This is a genomic window from Shimia sp. R9_3, assembly GCF_017743755.1.
In the GTDB taxonomy this organism is placed as follows: Bacteria; Pseudomonadota; Alphaproteobacteria; order Rhodobacterales; family Rhodobacteraceae; genus Shimia.
The window spans coordinates 185835-208781 of record NZ_JAGHRP010000006.1 but is presented as its reverse complement, the minus strand read 5'-3'; the positions used below and the strand labels follow the sequence as shown (position 1 = coordinate 208781).

23 protein-coding genes are annotated in these 22947 nt (G+C 58.8%); 5 read left to right on the top strand and 18 right to left on the bottom strand.

Annotation, left to right across the window (positions count from 1 at the left end; genetic code table 11):
- Positions 1–74 precede the first annotated feature (74 nt).
- Positions 75–599 carry a GrpB family protein gene (locus tag J7412_RS16290; RefSeq protein WP_209079586.1) on the bottom strand — a complete coding sequence of 175 codons (525 nt, stop codon included), beginning with the start codon at positions 597–599 and terminating at the stop codon, positions 75–77.
- A 124-nt stretch (positions 600–723) separates the two neighbouring features.
- Positions 724–1383: a DUF2161 family putative PD-(D/E)XK-type phosphodiesterase gene (locus tag J7412_RS16285; RefSeq protein ID WP_209079585.1), complete on the bottom strand. Its 660-nt coding sequence runs from the start codon at positions 1381–1383 to the stop codon at positions 724–726.
- Positions 1384–1499: 116 nt separating this feature from the next.
- Here J7412_RS16285 and J7412_RS16280 point away from each other — a divergent pair, with 116 nt between their 5' ends.
- Both J7412_RS16280 and J7412_RS16275 read left to right on the top strand, forming a co-directional pair.
- Entirely contained in the window at positions 1500–2501 is a 1002-nt protein-coding gene (locus tag J7412_RS16280) for a TraB/GumN family protein (RefSeq protein ID WP_209079584.1), read from the top strand.
- 104 nt (positions 2502–2605) lie between these two features.
- A complete protein-coding gene (locus J7412_RS16275; RefSeq protein WP_209079583.1) occupies positions 2606–3520 on the top strand; it encodes a manganese-dependent inorganic pyrophosphatase in 915 nt (304 codons plus the stop codon).
- A gap of 95 nt (positions 3521–3615) precedes the next feature.
- Here J7412_RS16275 and J7412_RS16270 read toward each other — a convergent pair whose 3' ends face one another.
- The 12 genes from J7412_RS16270 to J7412_RS16215 all read right to left on the bottom strand — a co-directional run bounded on the left by J7412_RS16270 (position 3616) and on the right by J7412_RS16215 (position 17077).
- Positions 3616–4512, bottom strand: coding sequence for an alpha/beta fold hydrolase (locus J7412_RS16270; RefSeq protein ID WP_247743968.1), 897 nt, complete (start codon positions 4510–4512; stop codon positions 3616–3618).
- On the bottom strand, positions 4512–4973 hold the full coding sequence (locus J7412_RS16265; RefSeq protein WP_209079582.1) for a MarR family transcriptional regulator: 462 nt from the start codon (positions 4971–4973) through the stop codon (positions 4512–4514). Before J7412_RS16265 ends, J7412_RS16270 begins: the two co-directional genes overlap by 1 nt.
- Before the next feature lie 145 nt (positions 4974–5118).
- The gene (locus J7412_RS16260; protein WP_209079581.1) at positions 5119–7056 is read right to left on the bottom strand and encodes a beta-galactosidase; all 1938 of its coding nucleotides are present in this window, start codon (positions 7054–7056) and stop codon (positions 5119–5121) included.
- Positions 7053–7913: an SMP-30/gluconolactonase/LRE family protein gene (locus tag J7412_RS16255; protein WP_209079580.1), complete on the bottom strand. Its 861-nt coding sequence runs from the start codon at positions 7911–7913 to the stop codon at positions 7053–7055. The genes J7412_RS16260 and J7412_RS16255 overlap by 4 nt, the downstream gene beginning before the upstream one ends.
- Positions 7910–8515: a 2-dehydro-3-deoxy-6-phosphogalactonate aldolase gene (locus J7412_RS16250; protein WP_209064361.1), complete on the bottom strand. Its 606-nt coding sequence runs from the start codon at positions 8513–8515 to the stop codon at positions 7910–7912. Before J7412_RS16250 ends, J7412_RS16255 begins: the two co-directional genes overlap by 4 nt.
- 4 nt (positions 8516–8519) lie before the next feature.
- Entirely contained in the window at positions 8520–9410 is an 891-nt protein-coding gene (locus tag J7412_RS16245) for a 2-dehydro-3-deoxygalactonokinase (protein ID WP_209079579.1), read from the bottom strand.
- A 3-nt stretch (positions 9411–9413) separates the two neighbouring features.
- Positions 9414–10175, bottom strand: coding sequence for an SDR family oxidoreductase (locus J7412_RS16240; protein WP_209079578.1), 762 nt, complete (start codon positions 10173–10175; stop codon positions 9414–9416).
- Positions 10175–11884, bottom strand: a complete 1710-nt coding sequence (locus tag J7412_RS16235) for an IlvD/Edd family dehydratase (RefSeq protein WP_209079577.1) — start codon at positions 11882–11884, stop codon at positions 10175–10177. The genes J7412_RS16240 and J7412_RS16235 overlap by 1 nt, the downstream gene beginning before the upstream one ends.
- Positions 11881–13947 carry an alpha-galactosidase gene (locus J7412_RS16230; protein WP_209079576.1) on the bottom strand — a complete coding sequence of 689 codons (2067 nt, stop codon included), beginning with the start codon at positions 13945–13947 and terminating at the stop codon, positions 11881–11883. Before J7412_RS16230 ends, J7412_RS16235 begins: the two co-directional genes overlap by 4 nt.
- Positions 13944–14792 (bottom strand): carbohydrate ABC transporter permease, encoded by an 849-nt coding sequence (locus J7412_RS16225; protein ID WP_209079575.1) that lies wholly within the window; start codon positions 14790–14792, stop codon positions 13944–13946. The genes J7412_RS16230 and J7412_RS16225 overlap by 4 nt, the downstream gene beginning before the upstream one ends.
- A 1-nt stretch (position 14793) precedes the next feature.
- Complete coding sequence (locus tag J7412_RS16220; RefSeq protein WP_209079574.1) at positions 14794–15720, bottom strand: sugar ABC transporter permease; 927 nt, start codon at positions 15718–15720, stop codon at positions 14794–14796.
- Between the two features lie 100 nt (positions 15721–15820).
- Positions 15821–17077: an ABC transporter substrate-binding protein gene (locus J7412_RS16215; protein WP_209079573.1), complete on the bottom strand. Its 1257-nt coding sequence runs from the start codon at positions 17075–17077 to the stop codon at positions 15821–15823.
- Positions 17078–17225: 148 nt separating this feature from the next.
- Between J7412_RS16215 and J7412_RS16210 the strand changes: the two genes are divergently transcribed.
- Both J7412_RS16210 and ugpC read left to right on the top strand, forming a co-directional pair.
- On the top strand, positions 17226–18020 hold the full coding sequence (locus J7412_RS16210; RefSeq protein WP_209079572.1) for an IclR family transcriptional regulator: 795 nt from the start codon (positions 17226–17228) through the stop codon (positions 18018–18020).
- Complete coding sequence (gene ugpC, locus J7412_RS16205; RefSeq protein WP_209079571.1) at positions 18017–19075, top strand: sn-glycerol-3-phosphate ABC transporter ATP-binding protein UgpC; 1059 nt, start codon at positions 18017–18019, stop codon at positions 19073–19075. The genes J7412_RS16210 and ugpC overlap by 4 nt, the downstream gene beginning before the upstream one ends.
- A 144-nt stretch (positions 19076–19219) precedes the next feature.
- Here ugpC and J7412_RS16200 read toward each other — a convergent pair whose 3' ends face one another.
- A complete protein-coding gene (locus J7412_RS16200) occupies positions 19220–20062 on the bottom strand; it encodes a class I SAM-dependent methyltransferase (protein ID WP_209079570.1) in 843 nt (280 codons plus the stop codon).
- 116 nt (positions 20063–20178) lie between these two features.
- On the bottom strand, positions 20179–20862 hold the full coding sequence (locus J7412_RS16195) for a TetR/AcrR family transcriptional regulator (RefSeq protein ID WP_209079569.1): 684 nt from the start codon (positions 20860–20862) through the stop codon (positions 20179–20181).
- Positions 20863–20883: 21 nt separating this feature from the next.
- Between J7412_RS16195 and J7412_RS16190 the strand changes: the two genes are divergently transcribed.
- Positions 20884–21951: an alpha/beta hydrolase gene (locus tag J7412_RS16190; protein ID WP_209079568.1), complete on the top strand. Its 1068-nt coding sequence runs from the start codon at positions 20884–20886 to the stop codon at positions 21949–21951.
- Positions 21952–22079: 128 nt separating this feature from the next.
- Here J7412_RS16190 and J7412_RS16185 read toward each other — a convergent pair whose 3' ends face one another.
- The gene (locus J7412_RS16185; RefSeq protein ID WP_209079567.1) at positions 22080–22433 is read right to left on the bottom strand and encodes an H-type lectin domain-containing protein; all 354 of its coding nucleotides are present in this window, start codon (positions 22431–22433) and stop codon (positions 22080–22082) included.
- A 113-nt stretch (positions 22434–22546) separates the two neighbouring features.
- Positions 22547–22942 carry a F0F1 ATP synthase subunit epsilon gene (locus J7412_RS16180; protein WP_209064335.1) on the bottom strand — a complete coding sequence of 132 codons (396 nt, stop codon included), beginning with the start codon at positions 22940–22942 and terminating at the stop codon, positions 22547–22549.
- Positions 22943–22947: the final 5 nt, after the last annotated feature.

Sequence of the window (22947 nt, the reverse complement as noted above, 5' to 3'; positions counted from 1 at the left end):
CATCACCGCTCCTCCGCGCCCACCCAGGCTCAGGCGCGGCCCTCCCGATCCACCTATGGCTTAAAAAATTTCACTCAGCTCTGATCCCGCCTCCGCGCCCAGGCCAGGGCCTCCGCCTCAACCCGCTGCACAAAGGCGTCTTTGCCGTCAATATACGCCTCCCAGTCGCCGCGCCCTTCCGCAATCAACTGGCGTTTCAACGCGCCATAATCCGCCGCCACCGCCGGATGCGCACGCAGGTAGTCGCGAAACGCCAGATGGCGCGCCACATGCGCAGAGCCTCTTTCAAACACATGCAGGTGATGGCTGCGCTGCCCCGCACCGTCCATCTTGCGAAAATACCGCCGTCCCGGAATGCCGAGCTCTCCCATCACCTCATAGCCCAGCGCCTCAAACTGCGCAGTGGCCGCATCCACCGCCGCCAGATCCGCCACCTCACCAAGTAGATCAAGGATTGGCTTGGCCAACAGACCGGGCACCGAAGTGCTGCCAATGTGATGCAACTCGATCGCCTCAGCTTCCAGCGCCGCGTGGATGGCCTCCGCCTCTTGCGCAAAGCCCGCCGCCCATGCAGGATCATGTTCCACAACCAAAACCATGCCGCTGCATTAACCTTTCAAGTCCAAAAAATTCCACCTCCGCGAAACAGCCGCAATACCGACGCGATACCGACGTGCCAACAGGGCCAGTTTTGCGGATTAATGCACCGTCCCGGCGCAACGCTTAACCCGCATCTGCAAGCGCCGCGACGCCAGATTCGCTCAACATGTAGACGCCTTTTTCGACCTTCTCAAACCAGCCATAGTGGTTGTCCCGCATCAGGGTTGTTGCGTTCTCCACACCTGTGCCACCGGCCACATCCCGCCCCCGGCTTGCGCCGTTTTCATTGAGATATACCGCGCATTTTTCCGCGTCCTGACGGTAAACCGTCACGGTTGCGCCGCGCGTCCCGCCCACATTCGGATCTCCCTCAAGGCGCGAAAACGCCTTTAATAGCTGGGCTTTACGTGTCTTGGATTTTCTCGGTTGAAACGGCACCGGATCACAATGCGCCTCCACCGCGCCATCCTTGAGCCGCACCGAAAGCACCCCGATGCCCAGCCGTTTGCACAGGCCAATATTGCCGGAAAACGCCTTCCATCCGGCCCGCCCCTTCCAGCGCGGCACCGCCACATAAACCGCATCCGTCACCGCCTGCCGCGCCACCGCCTGTTGCAGCAACGCGAGGGAGAAACCAGTCTTTAACTCTATGATGACAGGCTCTTCCCCTGCCCGCATCGCCACCACATCCGCCGCACCCACTTCGGCTTTCACCTCAAATCCCCGCGCCTCCAGCCAGGCTTTGATCGGGGCATAAAGCTCTGTTTCGGCGATCTTGCTCATACCTCTTGGTAGCGGCAATTTGGGCAAATGCCCACAACGCTTTGCCAGCCGATGCGCGCGCTCTTGAGCGTAGGAGGCAAACTGCTAATTTGGCGCCAATTCCTATGAGGTTTCTGATGCGCATTTTCACGACGATCTTGTTTCTGCTCGGTTTTTCCGGGGCAGCCATGGCCAATTGCGAAGGCCCAAACCAGTTTGAGCAGCGCCCATTGGCGGAACGCGCCGCGATGCTTGAGGCCGCGGAACAAGCGCCCTTCTCCGAAGGGCTGCTCTGGCAGGTGGAGAAAGACGGGGTTGTCTCCCATATTGTCGGAACCTTCCATCTGCACCTGCCCGAGCACGCCGCCACCATGGAGCGCCTGCGCAGCCTCACGCCACCACCCCAGCAGCTCTTTATGGAGATGACATCGGAGGCCCAACTCGGCTTTCAGCGTCACCTGACCCAAAATCCGGAGCTCTTTCTGATCCAGTCCGGCCCCTCCCTGATCGACCGCCTTGGAGATGAAAACTGGGCCAAAGTCTCTGATCAACTGAAGGCCCGGGGCATGCCGCCCTTCTTGGCCGCACGCTATCAGCCTTGGTTTCTGGGCATGACGCTGATGGTCCCACCCTGCGCCTTTGATGTTGTTAAATCTGGCAAAAAAGGGCTGGATCTGCAAATCGAAGCGCTTGCCCAAACACGCGATTGGCCCCGGCATTCTCTGGACAACACCGAAAGCCTGATTGGGCTGCTGGCCGGTGACCCGATCGACCAACAGGTCGATGATCTGCGCTGGAGCCTTGATCTGGGCACTGATCTTTCAGGCGCAGATATGATCCCCACGGTTATAGACATGTATCTCTCTGAAACCATTCAGCTTATCTGGGATCTCAACCGTGCGGACATGCTACAGGCGGCGCAGGGCGATGCCGACGCAGAGCGCATCGCCACCCTGCTGCAACAGGTCGAAGAAGACCTGATCAAAACCCGCAACACCGCTTGGGTTAAGACCCTCGCCCCCGCGCTGGCCAAGACCCCTTCGCTTGTCGCCTTTGGCGCGCTGCATCTGCCCGGAGACCACGGTGTTCTGGCCCAGCTTGAGGCGGCAGGCTTCACCGTGACCCGCCTGCCGCTCTAGGCCAAATCGCCGCCCCGGCGCCTGCCCCCGTGACAAAGCGCGCGCGCCCTTCTATAAGGCGCGCAAATCCGCAATATTCCCCTGTTTTCTAAGGACCTCTCGACATGACCATTCAGGTTTTTGGCCACAAGTCTCCTGACACCGATTCCACCGGCTCCCCCATCATCTGGGCCTGGTATCTCTCTGAAATCAAAGGCACCCCAGCCGAAGCAAAGCTGCTGGGCGAGCCCAACACCGAAGCCGCATGGCTGCTGGAGCGCTGGGACCTGACCAAGCCTGAGATCATTGCCGACGTCGCAGATGACGCCGCCGTGGTGATTGTCGACACCAACAACCCGGCCGAGCTGCCTGCCAACATCAACGGCGCAGACGTTCAGGCGATCATCGACCACCACAAGCTGGTGGGCGGTCTGGAAACCAAAGGTCCAATCGACATCACCATCCGCCCGGTGGCCTGCACCGCGACCATCATGCACGACCTGATGGGCGACATTGACATGCCAGACTGGATCAAGGGCACCATGCTGACCTGCATCCTGTCTGACACCCTGGAATTCCGCAGCCCGACCACCACCGACCACGACAAGGCCGTGGCCGAGAAACTGGCTGCCGATCTGGGCATCGACATCCCGTCTTATGCTGCTGAAATGTTTGCCGCAAAATCCGACGTGTCTTCTTTCTCCGACGCAGAGCTGCTGCGCATGGACTCCAAAGAATACGAAGTCGACGGCACCAAATTCCGCGTCTCCGTTCTGGAAACCACCTCTCCTGCCATCGTGCTGGACCGCAAAGCGTCCCTGATGCAGAGCATGACCACCGTGGCCTCCGAGGATGGCGTGGATCAGGTTCTGCTCTTCGTGGTGGACATCCTGAACGAAGAAAGCACCCTGCTTGTGCCAAACGATCTGGTGAAAACAGTTGCCGCGAAGTCCTTTGACGCAACTGCCGAAGGTGACAGCGTTGTGCTGCCAGGCGTCGTGAGCCGCAAAAAGCAGATCATTCCAAACCTCAAAGTTTGATCGCGCATATCTCTCAAAACAAAAGGCCGGTGTGTCCCCACACCGGCCTTTTTCTTTTCCCTCGTAGGGTGCGCAATCCCTGCGCACCCCACCAATCACTTAGACATCGCCCCCTCCGGCAACGCCCCCTCCGTCAGCCACTCCCACAGCTCTGCCCAAAACGCCTCTCGCCCTTTGCGAAACGCCCCTTCATGACCCAACTTCTTAACGCCCAGCGCCCCTGGTGTGCGCAAAGCCAAATGCTTCTCCGCACGGGAATAATAAGACAGCGTGTCTTCCGAGGCGGCCTCAGTTGCAATCGGATCATCACTCAGGGACCAGGAACACATCGGGGCGGTCACCTGATCATAGTGATGCGGGTATCTGCCTGATGCGAGGTCCGGCAACAGATAACTCCTCCGGCTGCTCCACCGCCGCCATGTCCGGAACACTTTGGGTGGAAGAGCCTCACCGCCCCAGATGCCGCCGGCGGGAATAAATCCATATCGCGCAAGGCAATAGCTGCCATAGCCCCACCACCAAAACAGCTCCAGCGGCCAGTTGGCGGACTTGTGCAGCCGCCAATAACCACTGCCCACCGCGACAAAAGCATGCCGCACCGCCAGCGTATTGTTCTGCGCAAACCCCACAAACTGCCCGCCAACGCTGTGCCCCAATGTGGTCAGCGGCAGCCCCTCCGCTTCCTGCTTCAACCAGCTTAGCGCCGCCGTCATATCCAGCCGCCCCCAATCGGGGTAGTCGATCTTCGATGCTGCAAGGTCCTTTGCCCCGCTGTCGCCAATCCCCCGAAAATCATAGGTCAGCACCACCGCACCCCGCGCCGCCAGATAGGCCGCCGCATGTCGATAGAACCTGCGCGGATATCCAGTGCCTGCCGAAATCAGGATTGCCACCTGCGGCGCAGCCCCTCGATAGAGCGTACCAGCCAGCGCGGTGCCATCCTCTGTGGTGAGCGTTACATCTTCGACAGCAACATCACTCATATCCAACATCACACCCGCTCCTCAGAAAGGTCCACCTGATCAATGATCTCTTCGGCATTCTCAGCCATATGGGTCAGAAAACGCCCGATCACCTCCTGCTCGGCCTCGTCAAAAGGTGCGAGCAGAAGCCCGTTGATGTGCTGCACCAAAGGCAACGTACGCTGTAGTAAATCCTGCGCAGACGGTTCAAGGTACACTCTCACCACGCGTCCATCAGCATCCTCACGTGCGCGGCGGACAAAGCCGCGCTCAACCATACGGTCAATCAACCCACTGAGGCTCGACTTGCGCATCGATAGTGCCTTGGCCAGATCGGTCACTGTTTGACCGTCCTCTTTGGACAAAAGCGCCAAGACACCATGTTGCGGCATCGACAGCCCAGCCATGGCTTGCGTCTTTCGTTCTGACGCCCGCGCCAGCGCCGCATAGGCTTTGTTGATCAGAAAAAACAGACGGGGTTGTCTGGTCATTTTAGTTCGCATCCGAATTTTTTTCGCCTAATTCGTATACGAACCATCTGCCTTGACAAGTCATCTTGACGTTGACGTCGCGCCAACCAAAAAGGGCGAGAGAAACTCCCTCGCCCTTTCTGTATATCAATTTGGAAGAGCTAGATCAGCTTCGGTTCAGATCACTCACCGCAATTGGCTCTCCGTCTTTGAGCACCGCTACGCCGCAAGCCGGCACCGTCAAATCCCCAAGGTTTTCTGCAAAGCCATTGTAGTTGACCACAAATTCCAGCTCTCCAAAGCGGCGTTTACGCATCCCCTCCGGCACAGGGCTGACAGAGAAACTAGCCTTCTCAGCCACCATAGCCACAAGCCGATCCCACAATACCTCGTCGGGGAAACTGCCGAGATACCAACGGCCTCCCTGCCCCATCAGCACCGGCGCGCCCGCTTCGGTGGCCAGCAACACCACTGCGTCGCCGCTCAGCCGTTCATGCCAGTGATCGGCCATACCACCGCCAGCAACCGGCATCCCGGCATGCGGTGGCATGCTTTCAATCAGCTCTACGCGCACATCCAGCCCCGGCAACTCCGGGCGCCCCCCTGCGGGAATAAAGAAGTCCTCGGTGATGGCCCCGGTGCGCGGCCCATAGATGCCTAGCGCGCCAGCCGCACTCACGGCTTCCACCAATGCAGGATCCACCGTCGCCACGCACGGTGCAAACACCGCTTTGTAGCCTGCAAAGTCACGGCAAGAGGCGCTTACGATGTCCACCGAAAGCCCCGCACGGCGCAGCCCGCGATAGGCCGAAAACACCAGTCTGAAATAGTCAAAGCCAGCGCCCTGCGGCTGTGTGTGCCAGGCCCAATCCGAAGGATAATCAAACACCAGCGCCACCTCGGCCTGCTGTGTCTCTTGCGGGGGCAAATCGGCCAAAATCTTGGCCACCGCACGCGCCTCATCCATGCCCGGTGCCTCACGGCCATCGGGCGTCTGCAGCCCTGCGTGCATCTGCTCCTGCGCAAACGGGGCCTGCCGCCAGCGGAAATAGCTCACTACCTCTGCCCCATGGGCAAAGGCCTCCAGCGACCACAGCGCCACCATCCCTGGCAAAGGTGCGGGGTTATACGGTGCCCAATTCACCGGGCCGGGTTGCTGTTCCATGACCCACCAACGACCCTTGCCCACCGCACGATAAAGATCGTGGTGGAAGGCCTGCATGTCCGGATCCCCTTGGCGCAGGAACCGCACCTTATGGTCCTCTGACGCCTCCAGGCGATCTGATAGAAAGCCAATCGGATAGCTGTCCCAGCTCGCGATATCGAGGTCTTTGCCCACGTCAAAATGGTCAAATTCCAGAATGCGGCCCATGTAATTGTGGATCAGCGGCGCATCCGTATGAGCGCGCAGGATATCGGTCTGAACCTTGTTGAACGCCACCACCTGATCAGAGGAAAACCGGCGGAAGGCCAGCACATGTGCAGGGTTCGGCTCGGTCACCGTGAGGTTGGGCAAGTCGATCTGATCAAAGGAGAAATACTCCATCGACCAGAAGATATTGCCCCAGGCCTCATTGAGTGCCTCAACAGTGCCATAGCGCGCCTTGCACCAGGCTTGAAACGCGACCTTTGCAGGTTCTGAATAGCTGATGATCGTGTCGTGACAGCCGTACTCATTGTCCGTCTGCCACGCGGCCACATGCGGGTTTTTGCCATAGCGCTCCGCAATAATCTTGGTGATCCGCGCGCTCTCCGCCTTAAACCCTTCGTGGCTGAAGCAATAATGCCGACGCGAGCCAAATTTGCGTAGATTGCCATTTTCATCCACCGCCAGCATGTCGGGATGCTTGTCGATCATCCAGCGCGGCGGCGTGGCGGTCGGTGTGCCCAGCACAACTTTCAAGCCGGCACTGCCCAGCACCTCAATCGCACGGTCCAGCCACTCCAGCGTCAGCGTGCCCGCCACAGCCTCCATACGGCTCCAGGCGAACTCGCCAATTCGCACCCAAGTGATGCCTGCCGCGATCATATCGGCAGCATCTTTCGCCCACATCTCCTCCGGCCAGTGCTCCGGATAATAACAGACGCCCAGCTCTTGTTTCATAGGATCACCCGCGGTTCCGCTACGCCCTGACCGGCGTTTTCCTGCACAAATGTCATACCGTTCTGTGGCGCAGCAGCCAGAACATCAGCCGCCAGATCTTCCGCCGCTGTGGTGACATAGAGATCACGCAGCTCGGGGCCACCAAAGGCCGGACAAGAGGCTTGCACCCCGCCCACCTCCACGGCCTTCACAAAGCTGCCCTTAGGATCATAGGCCGCCACACGCGCGGCACCCCATTGCGCGATCCAGACATTGCCCTCGGCGTCGACCACCGCGCCATCCGGGTTCAGACCTTCCGGCTTCAGGTCAAGATAAACCTCCGCCGCGCCCACAGGCCAGCCGGTATCCGAGTCCAAACTTTGGCGCATCACCTGCCCTGTTGGCGTGTCGGTGTAATAGGCACAGGCGCGTGTCTGATCAAAACAGATCGCGTTTGAGATGGTGATGTCTCCAACCACCTGACGCAGTTCGCCTCTGTAGAAGCGATAAATCGCGCCCGCCTTGGCTTCAGCGGATTTCCCCATGGTCCCGATCCAGAAACCGCCCCAAGGGTCCGCGCGCCCGTCATTGGAGCGTGTCACCGGATTGTCGGCTTCCAGATCGACCACATGCTCGCGCAGGCCGCATTCCAGATCCATCCGCCACAGCGCGGTCTCTGAGGCCACGAGGAGAGTCTCCTCATCCACCCAACCAGCGGCGGAGAAGAACTCATCAAACACCCACTCCTGCTGCACGCCCTCTTTCTGGGTCAGCAGACGTTTGCCTTTGATATCAAACCAGTAAAATTGCTCGCGCACCGGATGCCAGAGCGGACCTTCACCCAACTCACAGACCCGATTGTCAAAGACGACGCTCATGCCATGGCCTCATCATAGGCCGCCACGATCGCATCTGCCTTAGCGCGCACATCAGCTGCACTCATCCCCGGTTTGTAGATCGCAGAGCCGATGCCAAACCCGCTCGCACCTGCCGCGACCCACTCACCAAAGTTGTCTGGCCCCGCACCGCCCACAGCATAGACTGCACGGTCTTTGGGCAGCACGGCACGCATCGCTTTGAGGCCTGCTGGCCCCGCCATGTCACCGGGGAAAAGCTTCAGGCCTGTTGCGCCTGCCTTCAGGGCGGCAAAAGCTTCTGTCGGGGTGAACACGCCGGGCCAGCTTTCCATGCCAAGACTTGCTGTGTGCGCAATCACGTCTACATCGCAGTTGGGCGAGACTATCAATTGCCCGCCAACCGCTTTCACTGCATCCACCTGCGCCACTTCGAGCACCGTGCCGGCACCCACAAGCGCTTGAGCGCCGATGGATTTTGCCAGCAACCCGATGCTCTCCAGCGGCTCCGGCGAGTTCAGCGGCACCTCGATCTTATCAATGCCTGCGGCGAGAATTTCCTGTGCAATCGCTTCCACTTCGCCCGGGGTCACCCCGCGCAAGATCGCAATAATCGACCGGCTCATGTTGTTATCCCAAAAGGTTGCGCGCGGCGATCAGCCCCGCAAGTGTCATTTCCTGGCAGTCCACCACAGAGACAAACCCGCCCTGCGCCTTCAGCGCCTCAGCGTAAATATTTGAAAGCACCGCATCGCCAATCACCGCGATCTGCTGGCCCAGCCAATAGGGGCGCGATGCCGCCAACTCAGCGCCCAGCAGCAGGCCAGAGAGCCGCGCATGTCCAACCGCCGCAGGCGTCGCCTCCAGCAGGTCGCTGGCCCGGATCGCAAACAGTTCAGTTGCGAGGTTTTCCGGGCGCGAGAGCGTTACATCCATGCCCGCGCGGAAGGCCTCTTCGTCCCAGCCTTCGCCGACCGAGTGCTGCAGCACCGATTGTTTGGACAAAAGCGCAAACATCTCTCCAGTCATAAAGGTGCGAAAGCTCACGACCTCGTCCGCGCTCACGTGCACCCATTTGGTGTGGGTGCCCGGAAGGCACAAAACCCCGTCCCAGTTCTGATGTTTGGACAGAAAGCCAGCCACCTGGGTCTCTTCGCCCCGCATCACATCGGCGGGTTTCATCTGCTTCAGGCCCGGCACCACATGCACACGCAGGCGCGCATCCGTATCCGGCACGCGAATGATCCGTTCCGCCAAGGCCGGCGCAGGCACCGCGCTGTAAGGCGCTTCCTCCCAGCCCTGGCGCGCGCCAACCATGCCGCAGGCAATCACATCGGTCACGCCATCACCCAGCCAGTCGCCAACCAGCGCCAAGAGGGCCGGTTCAAACTCCGCCTTGCTGAGCTTGGACATGCCCTGCTCGGACTCTGCAGTGGCCAGCACCTTCTCGCCCGCCATGGCAAAGACCCGCAACCGAGACGTGCCCCAATCCACCGCGATCCATTCTGCTTGCACGCTCATCACTTACCCCGAAACCACAACGCCGCCGTCCACTGCCATACACTGGCCCGTCATCATCCGGCTGGCATTGGAGGCGAGATACAGCGTCGGATCGATCATATCCTCGGGCTTCAGATGCTCTTTCAGACACTGACGCTCCATATGCGCCGTCAGCGCCTCAGGCTCGGCCCACATGTCCAATTGTTTCTGGGTCAACACCCAGCCCGGTGCCAGCGCATTGACGCGAATGCCTTTTGGCCCCAGCTCCCGCGCCAGCGAACGGGTCATCCCCGTGATCGCCGCATTGGCCGCCGTATAAATCGGGTAGCCTGCGTTGCCCATGATGTAGCTAATCGAGCTGAAATTGATGATCGAGCCGCCGTCCGTCATCTGCCGCGCCGCTTCCTGACAGGCAAAGAAATAGGCTTTCTGGTTCACCGCCTGCATCCAGTCGTAGAACGCTTCGTCCACCTCATCGAGTGCATGGCGCTGGTCGTTGGCCGCGTTGTTCACCACCACATCCAGACCGCCGTGTTCTCCCACCGCCTGCTGGATGGTCTCGCGCAGACGCGGAATGTCAGAGATATCGCCTTGCATGAACAGAGGTGTTGCACCGTGTTTGGTTTCCATCTCTGCGATGAAGTCATCCGCAGCGGAGCGTCCGATGATGGCCACCTTTGCGCCTTGCGCCATAAACCCATCGGTCAGGGCCGCGCCGATGCCACTGGCCCCGCCTGTGATATAAACGGACTTGCCTTTGAGATCTGGAAAAATCGTGCTTGCCATCAGTGGCTCTCCCGTGTGACCAAACGTGTGTCTTTGCCGACGAGGAAGTCGAGGTCCGCACCTTTGTCGGCCTGCAGCACGTGGTCATAATAAAGTTTTGCGTAGCCGCGTGTATAATGCTCTGGATCGGGCTGCCAGTCGGCACGGCGCGCCTCAAGCTCTGCCTCATCCACCAGTAGCTCCAGCACACCGTTTTGCGCTGACACTTTGATGCGGTCACCGGTTTTCACCAGCGCCAGCGTGCCTCCGGCCTGTGCTTCCGGGCTGACATGCAGGATCACCGTGCCAAAGGCCGTGCCTGACATACGCGCATCCGACACGCGGATCATATCGCGTACGCCCTCTTTCACCAGCTTCCCGGGGATCGGCATATTGCCCACCTCCGGCATCCCCGGATAGCCCTTCGGGCCACAGCCTTTCAGCACCAGAATAGTTTCCGGCGTCACCGGCAGATCGTCACGGTCAATATTGGCTTTCAGGTCTTCGATGTTCTCAAACACAAAGGCCTCGCCCTCATGTTCCAGAAGCGCATCCGTCGCCGCAGAAGGCTTCACAATCGCCCCATTTGGCGCGAGGTTGCCCCGCAGCACACGCAGACCGGCGGCAGGTTTGACCGGATTGTTAAGCGGTCGGATCACGTCGTCATTATAGATCTCAGCCCCGTCATGATAGGTCGCGATATCTTTGCCCAGCACAGTGTTGGCCGGACGCACGTGATCCTTCAGCTGGCTCAAAACGGCAGGCACACCGCCGGCGTAGCAGAAGTCTTCCATCAGGTATTTACCCGAGGGCATACAGTTGACCAGCAGCGGGATGTCTGAGCCGATCTCAAAATCTTTCAGTGTCAGACCCACACCCACACGGCCCGCAAGCGCCAGCAAATGCACCACCGCGTTGGTGGAGCCCCCCACCGCCGCATTGGCCAGAATGGCGTTTTCAAAGGCTTCTTTGGTGAGGATGTCAGAAGGTTTCAGATCTTCGTCCACCATTTCCACAATGCGCTTACCAGTCAGATGCGCCAGCGCCATCCGGCGCGCATCCACCGCAGGCAGCGCCGCATTGGTCGGCAGCGCCATGCCCATCGCTTCCACCAAGGAGGCCATAGTGGAGGCCGTGCCCATGGTCATGCACACGCCCGCGCTGCGGCTCATGCCGCTTTCCGCATTCATGAAATCCTGCAAGGTCATCTCGCCCGCGCGGACCTCTTCAGAGAACTTCCAGACGTCCGTACCAGAGCCGATGTCCTTGCCCTTGAACTTCCCGTTCAGCATCGGGCCGGAGCTCACAACGATGGTCGGCAGGTCCACAGACGCCGCGCCCATCAGCTGCCCCGGGGTGGTCTTGTCACAGCCGCCCAGCAGCACAACACCGTCGATGCCATAGGCGCGGATGCTTTCTTCCACATCCATCGCCAGCAGGTTGCGGAACAGCATCGCAGTGGGCTTCATCTGGGTCTCACCCAGCGACATCACCGGGAACTCCACCGGGAAGCCACCCGCCTCCCAGACCCCGCGCTTCACGCCTTCGGCCAGCGTGCGCAGGCCAGAGTTACAGGGGGTCAGCTCCGACCAGGTGTTGCAGATCCCGATGATCGGGCGCCCGTCAAAAGCGTGATCCGGAAAGCCCTGGTTTTTCATCCAGCTGCGGTGAATGAACCCGTCTTTGTCCAGCTTGCCATACCAATGCTGGGAGCGGCGTTTCTTGGTCATACTCGTTTTCCTTCAATCACCCACATCCGGTCCGGGAAGGACCACGGCAGGATGAGTCCGTGTTGCATCAATATCTGGCCACTCACCGTGAGCGGCCCGTCTTTTATCGGCATCTCGCGACGGGACAAATGATGTGCCTCATCGCGGTTGATCAGCTCAATTTCATAGCGCGCATCCGGCTCCAAACCCGTGAGCCTCAAAGGGCGCGGCATGATCTGCGTCCCGGTGTCCGCCTTACCGGCAAAAACCACAAAGCGCGTCTTGTCCTGCGACAGTTGCTGTTCTGCAATCACACTGCTGTCCGCAACGTCCAGCCGCAGAATGTCCGCCGACATACGCCAGTCCCGATTGGCCTTCCACCAGGTGGTGACACGGGTCAGCACCTCGGTTTCACTGTCCGTCAGCTCGCGGGGATCCATTTCAAACCCCATGTGCCGCTGCGCCGCCACCCAGGCGCGGAAGTGGATGTCATGCACCCGCCCGGAGGTATGGCAATGGCGCGGCCCAACGTGGCTGCCGGTGATCGCCGCAGGCAGCATCAGCGCCGCATCATGCTGAATGCGCAACCGCTCCAGCGCGTCATTGCTGTCACTCAGCCAAACCCGCTGCGTATGGCGCAAAATCCCCGCATCAATCCGCCCCCCACCAGAGGCGCAACTCTCAATCTCCACCTGCGGGAAAGCGGCGCGCAGCGCCCCCATCAGCGCATAGATGCCCTCCGCCTGCGCCGCATCGGCCACGGGCAGCAAGCGGTTGTGATCCCACTTGATGTAATCAATGTCGTGGCTTTCCAGGATCGCGCTGATCTTGCCGTAAAGGTGGTCTCGCACCTCAGGGTTGGCCATGTCCAGCACCCGCTGCTGACGCCCTTCGATCTGATCCACCGGCCCCAGGATCCACTCCGGATGGGCCCGTGCCAGATCACTGTCGAGGTTGACCATCTCCGGCTCAAACCACAGGCCAAAGACCATCCCAAGCGACGCCACATGATCTATCAGCGGGCTCAGACCGTCCGGCCATTTGCGCGGATCAATGTCCCAATCCCCAAGGCTGGAGGTGTCGTCATCGCGCTTCCCGAACCAGCCGTCATCCAGCACAAAACGCTCCGCACCCAGCGCCGCGGCCCGGTCGGCAATCGCTTTAAGTTCCTCAAAGTCGTGATCAAAGTAGATCGCTTCCCAGCAATTATAGTGCACCGGGCGCGGGCGCTCCGGATGCGGCCAGGTCACCACATGCTCCCGCAGATGACGTTGAAACGCCACCGCGCAGCCATTCAACCCCGCGTCGGAAACCGAGAGATAGAGCTTTCCAGTCTCAAACTGCGTTCCTGCGCGGCGCGTGCCGGTGGCATGGCCCCACTGGATCTGACGCCGCCCATCCGGCAGCTCTTCGGCATACATGACATGTCCACCAGACCAGCCGTAATGCATCGCAAAGACCTGGCCTTGTGTATTGCTTGCGCCCTGCTCCGGGAAATAGGCCAGCGGCGGGTGCTCATGGCCGGACCGGCCCGTGCGCGCCTCCCGCATCAGAACCCCTGCGCGCCATGGGCTGCGTTCCATCTGAAACTCACCAACCCAGCGGCCCGAGAAATGCAAAATCTCCGCCCCCATCTGCGGCCCCGGCAGCACCGGCGCAGCCAGATGGTGCACACTGATCTCCGCACGGGAGGTCAGCGTGGTTGAGGCGGCAATCACATCACCCTCAACGGCAAAGGTGAAGGTCAGCGTCAGCCCGGCCTCTGCGTCCTCGCAGACAAAGCGCGCGCCGTCGGTCTCAATCAGTTTAAAACGTGGATAAAGCGCCTGCCCATCGCGGTAGGCCACCAGCCCCGCCTGCCCCTGAAAGCTGTTGCCCGCTTCCGGACACAGCGACAGGGCGGGCAGTGCGTCGATCATGCCCCCGGTCACATCACGCGCGGTCGCGGCCGCAAGCGCGCTCAAATCGTCTCCCGCAGGCAACGGAGCGCCCCAGTAGAGCGCGCCGGGCACGCCCCCGTCTGAACCAAGCACCAATGTCTGACCCGGCGCATCAATGCGCCAGGTTTGCAAAGCTTGCGTCACTTCACAGCTCCCAAAGTGAGACCGGCAATGAAGTGCCGTTGCATCAGGAAGAACATCGCCACAGGGGGCAGAGCCGCCACAATCGAGCCTGCGCTCATCAGGTGATAGGCAGCACGGTACTGCGCGTTAAACGAGGTGATCCCGGCGGTCACAGGCTGGCTCTCCGCCCCTTGGGTCAGCACCACCGCCCAGAAATAGTCGTTCCAGATGAAGGTGAAGATCAGCACCGAAAGCGCCGCCAGCGCGGGCTTCATCAGGGGCAACACCACATACCAGAAGATGCGCCATTCGCTCACACCTTCCACCCGCGCCGCCTCAATCAGCTCAAACGGCAGAGCGCGGATGAAGTTGCGCATAAACAGCGTGCAGAACCCGGTCTGGAAAGCCACATGGAACAGCACAAGGCCGGTCTTGGTGTTGTACAGCCCCATGTCCAGCGTCAGGTCACGCACCGGCACCATCAGGATCTGAAACGGCACGAAGTTTCCGGCCACAAACATAAAGAAGATCCAAAGGTTGGCGCGGAACTTGTAAATCCCCAGCGCAAACCCCGTCATCGAGCTGAGCGCCACGGCCCCGATCACCGTTGGAATGGTGATCATGAAGGAGTTCAGCAGATAACGTGGCATATCGGAGTCAAAGAAGACCCGCCCATAGTTCGCGGCCCCCTCAAAGCTTGACGGCAGCCCCCAGTAGTTGCCGGAGGTGAAATCCGCATCCGGTTTGATGGAGAACAGAGCCACGGCCAGCAGAGGCGCGAGCCAGAGCAGCAGCGCAATCGGCAGCATGGTCTTATAGGCAAGCTGCGCGGCCTGAGGCTGTTTTTCGATCGGTTGTGGAAACATCTCAGTGCCCCTTCTCTTCGCGATACATCGACCACAGGAAGTAGGCGATAAAGCAGAGCATGATCAGGAACAGCACCACGGCAATCGCCGCGCCATAGCCCATGCGGAAACCGTATTCCGACAGCGCCACTTCAAACATGTAATAGGCCAGCACACGCGAGCTGCCAAACGGGCCGCCCTGTGTCATGATGGAGATCAGGTCAAAGGAGCGCAGCGCGCCGATGATCGTCACCACAAAGGCAATGAAGGTCGCCGGGCGCAGTTGCGGCAGGATGATGTGCCAGAGCATTTTCCAGCCCTTCGCCCCATCCAGACGCCCGGCTTCGATCTGCTCCGGATCCACCGCGTTCAGGCCGGTGAGGTAAAGGATCATGCAGTAGGCCGTCTGCGGCCACAGGCCCGCAGCGACGATGCCGTAGGTCACAAGGTCTTCGTTCCCAAGCACATTGATCGGGCCCATGCCGACCCAGCCCAGCATTGTGTTCAGCAGGCCGAAGTTCGGATCGTAAAACCAGCTGAACACCAGACCAACCACCACCTGACTGATCACGAAAGGGAAGAAGAACAGCGACTTATAGATACGGATGCCCGCGACAGTCTGGTTCAGGAACAGCGCAATGAAAAGGCCGGCAGGAATGGCAAGCAGGTAGAGAAACAGCCACAGCACGTTGTTTTTCAACGACACAAAGAAGGCGTCTCGATCCACATACTCCCAGTAAAGGTCTTCATAGTTGCGAAAGCCCACGTAGGTCTTTTCGCCCAACCCGTCCCACTCATAAAGCGACAGGTTGAAAGATTGGAACACCGGCGCGATCACATAGACCGCGAAAAACAGGATGCCCGGCGCCAGGAAAACCCAGGGCGCGATGCGCTGTTGATTGCGGTGGAACCAGCTTTCGGTTTCAGGAATTTCAGAAGAAACGGTCATAACATAACCCGGGGTTTGAGGGCTGAGAGGCGGAGAATTCCCCCGCCTCTCGTGTCAAACGACGGCTAATTGGCCAGATAGCCAAGCCAACGCCTTGTTTTTATTTGTAGATACGGCCGCGTGCGCGCTCGAGCTTGGCCAGGATCTTATCCAGCTGATCTGGCTTCACCATGAACTCCTGGAAACCTTCCATGGAGACTTTGGCCATTTCTGCCGGAGCATCACGGTCCCAGAACTGCGCCACACCACCGGTGGAATTGGTGGACAGCATCTCAAAGCCCTGCTGCAGGAACTTGTCATCATCCACGGAGGAGGCTGCGTTCACAGGCAGCTGACCCAGGTTCTTGCCGTTGTTGATGATGGTCTGCTCTTCTGGCGAGGTGGCAAAGCGCAGGAACTCACGTGCCGCTTCTTTGTTCTTCGCGTTTGCAGGGATGTGGAAGGTGTCGGTTGGTGCATCTTCAGAGAGTGCAACGTCCGGGTTGATCTTCACAAACTGATAGAAATCCAGCTGGTCATCAGACAGACCTGCCTCGCGCAGCGGCGCCACAGCGAAGTTGCCCATCAGATAGGCCGCCGCTTCACCGTTCACCATGAACGGCAGCGCTTCCTGCCAGCTGTAGGTCTGGTGGTCAGCAATAAAGCCGCCCATGTCGATCAGCTCTTTCCAGTTCATGAAAGTCTGCTTCACGCGCTCGTCTTCCCAAGACACGTTGCCAGCCGCCAGATCCATGTGGAAATCAAAGCCGTTGGTGCGCATGTTCAGGTAGTCAAACCAACCGCCAGCGGTCCACAGGTACTTTGTGCCGATGGTGTAACAGGCGCGGCCAGACTCTACGATCTTGGCGCAGTTGGCTTTCTCTTCGTCCCATGTGGTTGGCTCAGACAGGCCCAGCTCGGCAAAGATATCTTTGCGGTAGTAAACACCCCACTGATAGTAGGTGTAGGCCACACCCCACTGCTTGTCGTCAATGGTCAGAGCGCCTTTGGTGGAAGCCAGACCTTCTGCGATGGCTGGCTCTGCATAAAGATCGGATACATCTTCAAACAGGCCCGCTTCTACGTAGGGGCGCATACGGTTGGCGGCATACCAGGTGGCAACATCCGGCGCATTTGCGGTCAGGAAGTTGCGGATCTGGGTCTTATAGGCTTCGCGATCGATCACAGTGGTTTCGATGTTCAGGTCCGGGTGCTTTTCACCGAAACGCGCAATCATAGCCTCCATTGTCGCGCGCGGCGCTGGGTTCGATGTGTCCAGGAAAATGGTCAGATCGCCGCTCAGCTCCGCGGAAGCCGGTACAGCAAACGCCGAAGCAACCGCGGCCGCGGCTGCAGTGGTTTTCATTTTGGAAAGCATTGTGTCCTCCCTGTGCTCCAAAATTATGTAAGTGTTGGTTTCATTATTTGAAACCTCGTTTTACATATTGAAAACTACACCCTGTTCGAGCTAGGTTGTCAACAGATTCCTGCGGATCCGCAGGAAAGCGGAGGAGCATAGAAGCGTCATGGCAGGCGACGGAACAGTCGGCAAAGCACTGGATGTGCTTGATCAAGTGGCCGCCTTTGAGCGGCCTGTGCGCTTTGGAGAGCTGCAGGAACAAAGCGCCTTCCCGAAGGCGACGCTCTATCGGTTTCTGCAAACCCTGACCAATCAGGGCATGCTGTCTTATGACAGCGAACGGCAAACCTACACGCTGGGCATTCGCCTGGTGCGTCTGGCTCATGCCGCATGGACACAAAGCTCGCTTGCCCCCATCGCGCGCCCACATCTGGATGCGCTCTCGCAAGCCACCGGTGAAACCGTACACCTCGCGCAGCTGGACGCCTCGCAGGTGCTTTATGTGGACAAACGCAACGCGCGTGACCCGGTTGAGATGTACTCGCAAGCTGGCAAGGTTGGCCCCGCCTACTGCACCGGCGTTGGCAAAGCGATGATGGCCTTTCTGGACGAAGCCACTTTGGCTTCTGCGATTGCACAACAGAGCTTTCACCGCTTCACCCCCACCACCTTGGTGACAGGGGAGGACTTGCGCGCCGAACTCGCAAACATTCGGGCGCGCGGCTACGGCTTTGACCGGGAAGAACATGAACCCGGCATCGTCTGTATCGCAGCGCCGGTTCTCACACCCAACGGCCGCATGCTGGGCGCTTTGTCCGTGACCGGCCCGACCAGCCGAACCTCACTTGATCAACTTGAAACCTGGGCGCCGCGCGTGATGGAAACCGCCGCTCAAATTGGCCGGGAAGCCCAGGCATGGCGTTTCCCCGAAACCAGACAACAAAAGGTAGCGACCACATGACAGGCGTAACTCTGCAAGGGGCCATCAAGAAATACGGCGAAACGCAGGTGATCCACGGCGTGGATCTGCAAATCGAAGATGGCGAATTCTGTGTGTTTGTCGGCCCGTCAGGCTGCGGCAAGTCCACCCTGCTGCGCATGATCGCCGGTCTGGAGGAGACCACCGGCGGCACCATCAACATCGGGTCGCGTGATGTCACCCACATGGATCCGGCCAAGCGCGGCGTCGCCATGGTGTTCCAGACCTACGCGCTCTACCCGCATATGACCGTGGCCGAAAACATGGGCTTTGGCCTGCGCATGAACGGCGTGCCCAAGACCGAGATTGAGGAGAAGGTGCAAAAGGCCTCCTCGATCCTCAAACTGGATCAATACCTCAAGCGCAAACCCAAAGCGCTCTCCGGTGGTCAGCGCCAGCGCGTTGCCATTGGCCGCGCCATTGTGCGCGGGCCGGAAGTCTTCTTGTTTGACGAACCGCTCTCCAACCTCGATGCGGAACTGCGTGTCGACATGCGCGTGGAAATCGCCCGCCTGCATCAGGAAATCGGCGCCACCATGATTTATGTGACCCACGATCAGGTCGAAGCCATGACCATGGCCGACAAGATCGTGGTGCTGCGTGATGGCCGCATCGAACAGGTCGGCGCGCCGCTGGATCTCTACCGCGATCCCGACAACCGCTTTGTGGCGGGTTTCATCGGCTCCCCCTCCATGAACTTCCTGGAATGTGATGTGGTGGACGGCACGCTGATAAACCCGGCCTTCTCCGCGCCCATCCCCTCCCCCATTGCATTGCCGCAGAACCAGACCAAAGTGACGCTCGGCATTCGCCCGGAGCATCTGCAACTGGATCACAGCGCTGACCAGCTTACCATCGAGCTCACCGAAGCGCTTGGCGGCGTGTCCTACTGCTATCTGGGCGGTATCGGCGACACCCGCCTGATTGTTGAGGAACGTGGCGATGAACGCAGCCCTGAAGGCGCAAAAGTCGGCCTCACAATCCCGGCCGAGCGCATCTACCTGTTTGACCCCGACACCGGCGCGCGCATCCGCTAAGTGACGGAACAAGAAACAAACAGACGCCCCGTTCTTTGAGCGGGGCATTTTTCTGTGCATAGCAGTGCACTGGCTTGATTTTGGGAAATCCGGACACAACGGACATAAAGCGTCAGCGCTTGACCAACCGTGTTGGAATTCATTTCATCGCGTGCAACTGAACAAGTTGACCACGGCCGGAATTCTGACTTCACCCCTTGCTTGGAACTTCTCAAAGGCTAGCTTCACAGCCCCTTCTATTGCCGCCTCATCCGTTTCTGTTCCCATATGAGCTTTCACTATGCGAGCCGCAGGACCTACCTTACTGGCCGCTCTGGCAGCGCCTGCGACACCGCCCGGAGGTGTCAGTTCAATATCCATTGGTCGCGCTTCAATATTGGACAGACCTGCCTGAACAATCAGTTCTCTGACACGATCGCAATCTTGAAATGCAGTTGGACCAGGAGCATGGGGATCCCCCTGAGGCTGAGGGCCAAGCCTTTCCTCTGCCGCTTTTTTGGGTATCTCGAACCAAGGGTTTTCCGCTACTGACGCCCAGCTCACGAAGACCATTTTACCTTGTGTATCCAGCGCCTTGGCCAAATTTTCCATCGCGACCACCGTGTCAGAGAAAAAGCTCATGCCCAATCGTGAGACCAAAATATCAAAAGACTGGTCAGAAAAATCATGTGTTTGAGCATCGGCCAAAAGGAAAGAAACGTTCTGTAAACCTTCCCCTTCTGCTCTTCTGGATGCGCGTTTGAGAAGCGGGTCAGAGATATCTACCCCAAGCACCGCGCCGTCGGAAACCCGTCGAGCGGCTTCAAGTGTACTGGCACCGGTTCCACATCCAATGTCGATGATACGGTCCGTAGGAACAATTTCGGCAACATCGAACATCATGTCCAGCATGCCGGACATCGCGGTATCCAGAGCATGCTCGTGTTCAATCCATTTCAGGCCCGCGGGAGACGTCCAATAATCAGCCTGCGCCCTATTTGCTTCCATGAAAGATCACCTCTTTCATCCCAATCTAGCAAACATTCCCGGAATGCGCAGCATTGGACATTTGGCGTCAATCCAGCCACACGCCTCAGCGCCTCACTGCAGGTATCAACCCCCTATCATCCGTCCACTTTGTAGTGCGCCAAAAACATTGCGACGCAATCATCCAAGGCATCCTTTGGCGTCGGTGTCTCGCCGAGAAAAAATTCCGGCCAGAAGAAGAAATTCTTCACGAGCGCCAACAGCTGGTTGGTGGCAAAAACCGGATCCGCCTTACGCAGCACGCCTGCCTCCATGGCCTCGCCAATCAACCGCGTCATCGGGTAGTCATGGGTTTCCGTCTCGGTGAAGAATTTCCGGGAACGCTCAAGATCGCGGATCAGCTCTGACAGCACCATGCGGTTCAGTCCAATGGCCGTCTCTTCTGTTATGACCGCGATATACCGCCACAAAGCGTCTTTTAACTGCTCTACAAAATCCCCGCTTGGGTCGTAGGCCACCGGCTCCATGCTCTGGTTTTGCTCCAACATGATCGCCGAGATGGCTTCAAACAGCGCCTCTTTGCTCTCGAAGTGATTGTAGAGCGTGCGACTCGAAACCTGCGCTCTTTTTGCGATTGAGGTGGTCTTGGCCCCCAGAAACCCCTGCTCGCGGAACTCATCGATCGCCGCATCGATAATATCTTTTCTTTTCTTTTCAGTGCGTTTCACGATTTTCGACCCCAAAAGTAAAATTTTCTGTTTACAATAAGCACCCATCCCACATAAGTAAACATAACGATTTACTTTAGCAAGGCGAAACACGATCCTGGAAACCAGTGGACCATGACAATGACCAACCTCTCAAGACGCCACCTCATCCAAACCGCCTCGCTTGCCTCCCTGATGTCCTTTGCGGGCTGGGGCGCAGGCGCGAAACAGACATCCCTTCCCATCAACGCAGGAGCTTCTGAAATGTCCTTCAAACCCGGAACAAACCCCGTCACTTTCAAATCCTTCGGCCTCGATCTTGTGGGCGATCTGTATCTGCCCGAAGACTTCGACCCGGCAAAGACGTACAAGGCCATTGTCGGTGCCAGCCCCTTCCCGCAGGTCAAGGACCAGATCCCCGCGACCTACGGTCCCGAAATGGCCGCGCGCGGCTTTATCTACCTTGGTTTTGACTACATGGGCATGGGCTCCTCTCCAGCGCTTCCCGGCGAACATATGCAATCACGCTACAATTTCCGCCTGATCGAGAACACATGGGATGCGGTGTCCTATCTCGGCACCCTGCCCTTCGTCGAAGAAATCTACGGTCTTGGCGTGTGTCAGGGCGGTCAGACGATCGCCTCAGCAGCGGTCACAGACCACCGCATTAAGAAGATCGCTATGGTATCAGGCATGATGGCCTCAGACGCATTTCAGTGGACAGACCGGAATATGGCCAATCAGATGATCGCCGCCGCCAACGCCTCGATGCAGACGCAATATGAAACTGGCGCGCCAGACTATGTTGCACCCTTTGGTCTGAACGACGAGATGTCCCGTGAAGAGTTCACCTCTGCAGCTGCTTATCCGGAGATGGCTGGCGAAACTTACGACTACTACGGTCGCGACGGCGCCAAAGGGCCGATTGCCGTACCGAATTACACCAATATGCACATCGGTGATCAGCCCATGCAGTCCTTGTTCTCGATCTGTGAAGCATATGCCGACAAGATCGTGCAACCATCGCTGACAATCTATGGCACAAACGCCGCAACTGCGATTTGCTCAACCGCCTTTGTCGAGAAGCTGACCAACGACCACAAAGAGCTGGCCTTTGACGAGTTCACACACGTGGATTTCTACCACAAGCCAGAGGCCGTCAAAGCCTCCACCGATGCCGTGGCAGAATTCTTCAACGCGTAAAATGATTGGTGGAGGTCATAGCAATATGATCTCCACTTTCTCTTGCACTTAAGCTGATACCAGTAGACCAACAGCGCCCATAGCTATTGGCTCCCCCCCAGCGGCGCCTCAGCCCCCCACCGCAGGCTTCAATCCGCAATCACCCAGTCATCCGCATAAGCCAGCTCTCCGATTGCCATCCAGGACATGCGCACACGTGCCACGCGGCTGTCGCCCCAGGTGCGGAATACGAGCTGAAACCCGAGATTGGTGATTTCTTCAGCCGCAACTTCGGAACGGATATTCGGGCCGCTGTCCATATCCCACAGCGACAAAGACACATGCACCGCCGGCGGCATGCGATACGTAGAGCGAAACTTGACCAGTTTGCGCCGCTCCCGTGGCCCATCCCCGGTCCACATCTGTCCATTTTCTTCAAAGTCGGAGAAGAGGGCCACATCCCCCTGATCCACCCCGACATAGCTATTTCGTATCCGTTTCATCGCCATCTGTGTGCAAGTCAATAAAGGCAGCATCAAGCCAAAATATGGTTACGAAAACGCAAAAGGCCCCGCCGTGGTGGCGAGGCCTCATGTTGATCATGTCCCGGTTGGGATCAGACCATATCTTCCATGAGCTGTTCCAGATCGGAGAGGAATTTCTCCGCCCCGTCCTTGTGCTCTTCACCGGCTTCGGCGGCTGCCTTGCGGGCGTCTGCGATGACGTCCTCAAGATCTGCCTTGGTCACGGTGTCACCGCTATGTGCGTGTTCCGCGATCACCGAGATCGACTCTGCAGAGATTTCCGCGAAACCGCGGGTCACCACAAAATCCTTCTCACCATCCGCCGTCTGAACCCGCACCACGCCTGGGCGCAGCGAGGTCAGCAAAGGCGCATGGCCTGGCATTGCGGTAAGGTCACCATCAGCGCCAGGGATCTGCACGGCGGTCGCCTGGAGCGAAGCAAGGCTCCGCTCAGGGCTGACCAGATCAAATTGCAGTTCGTTTGCCATGTCGG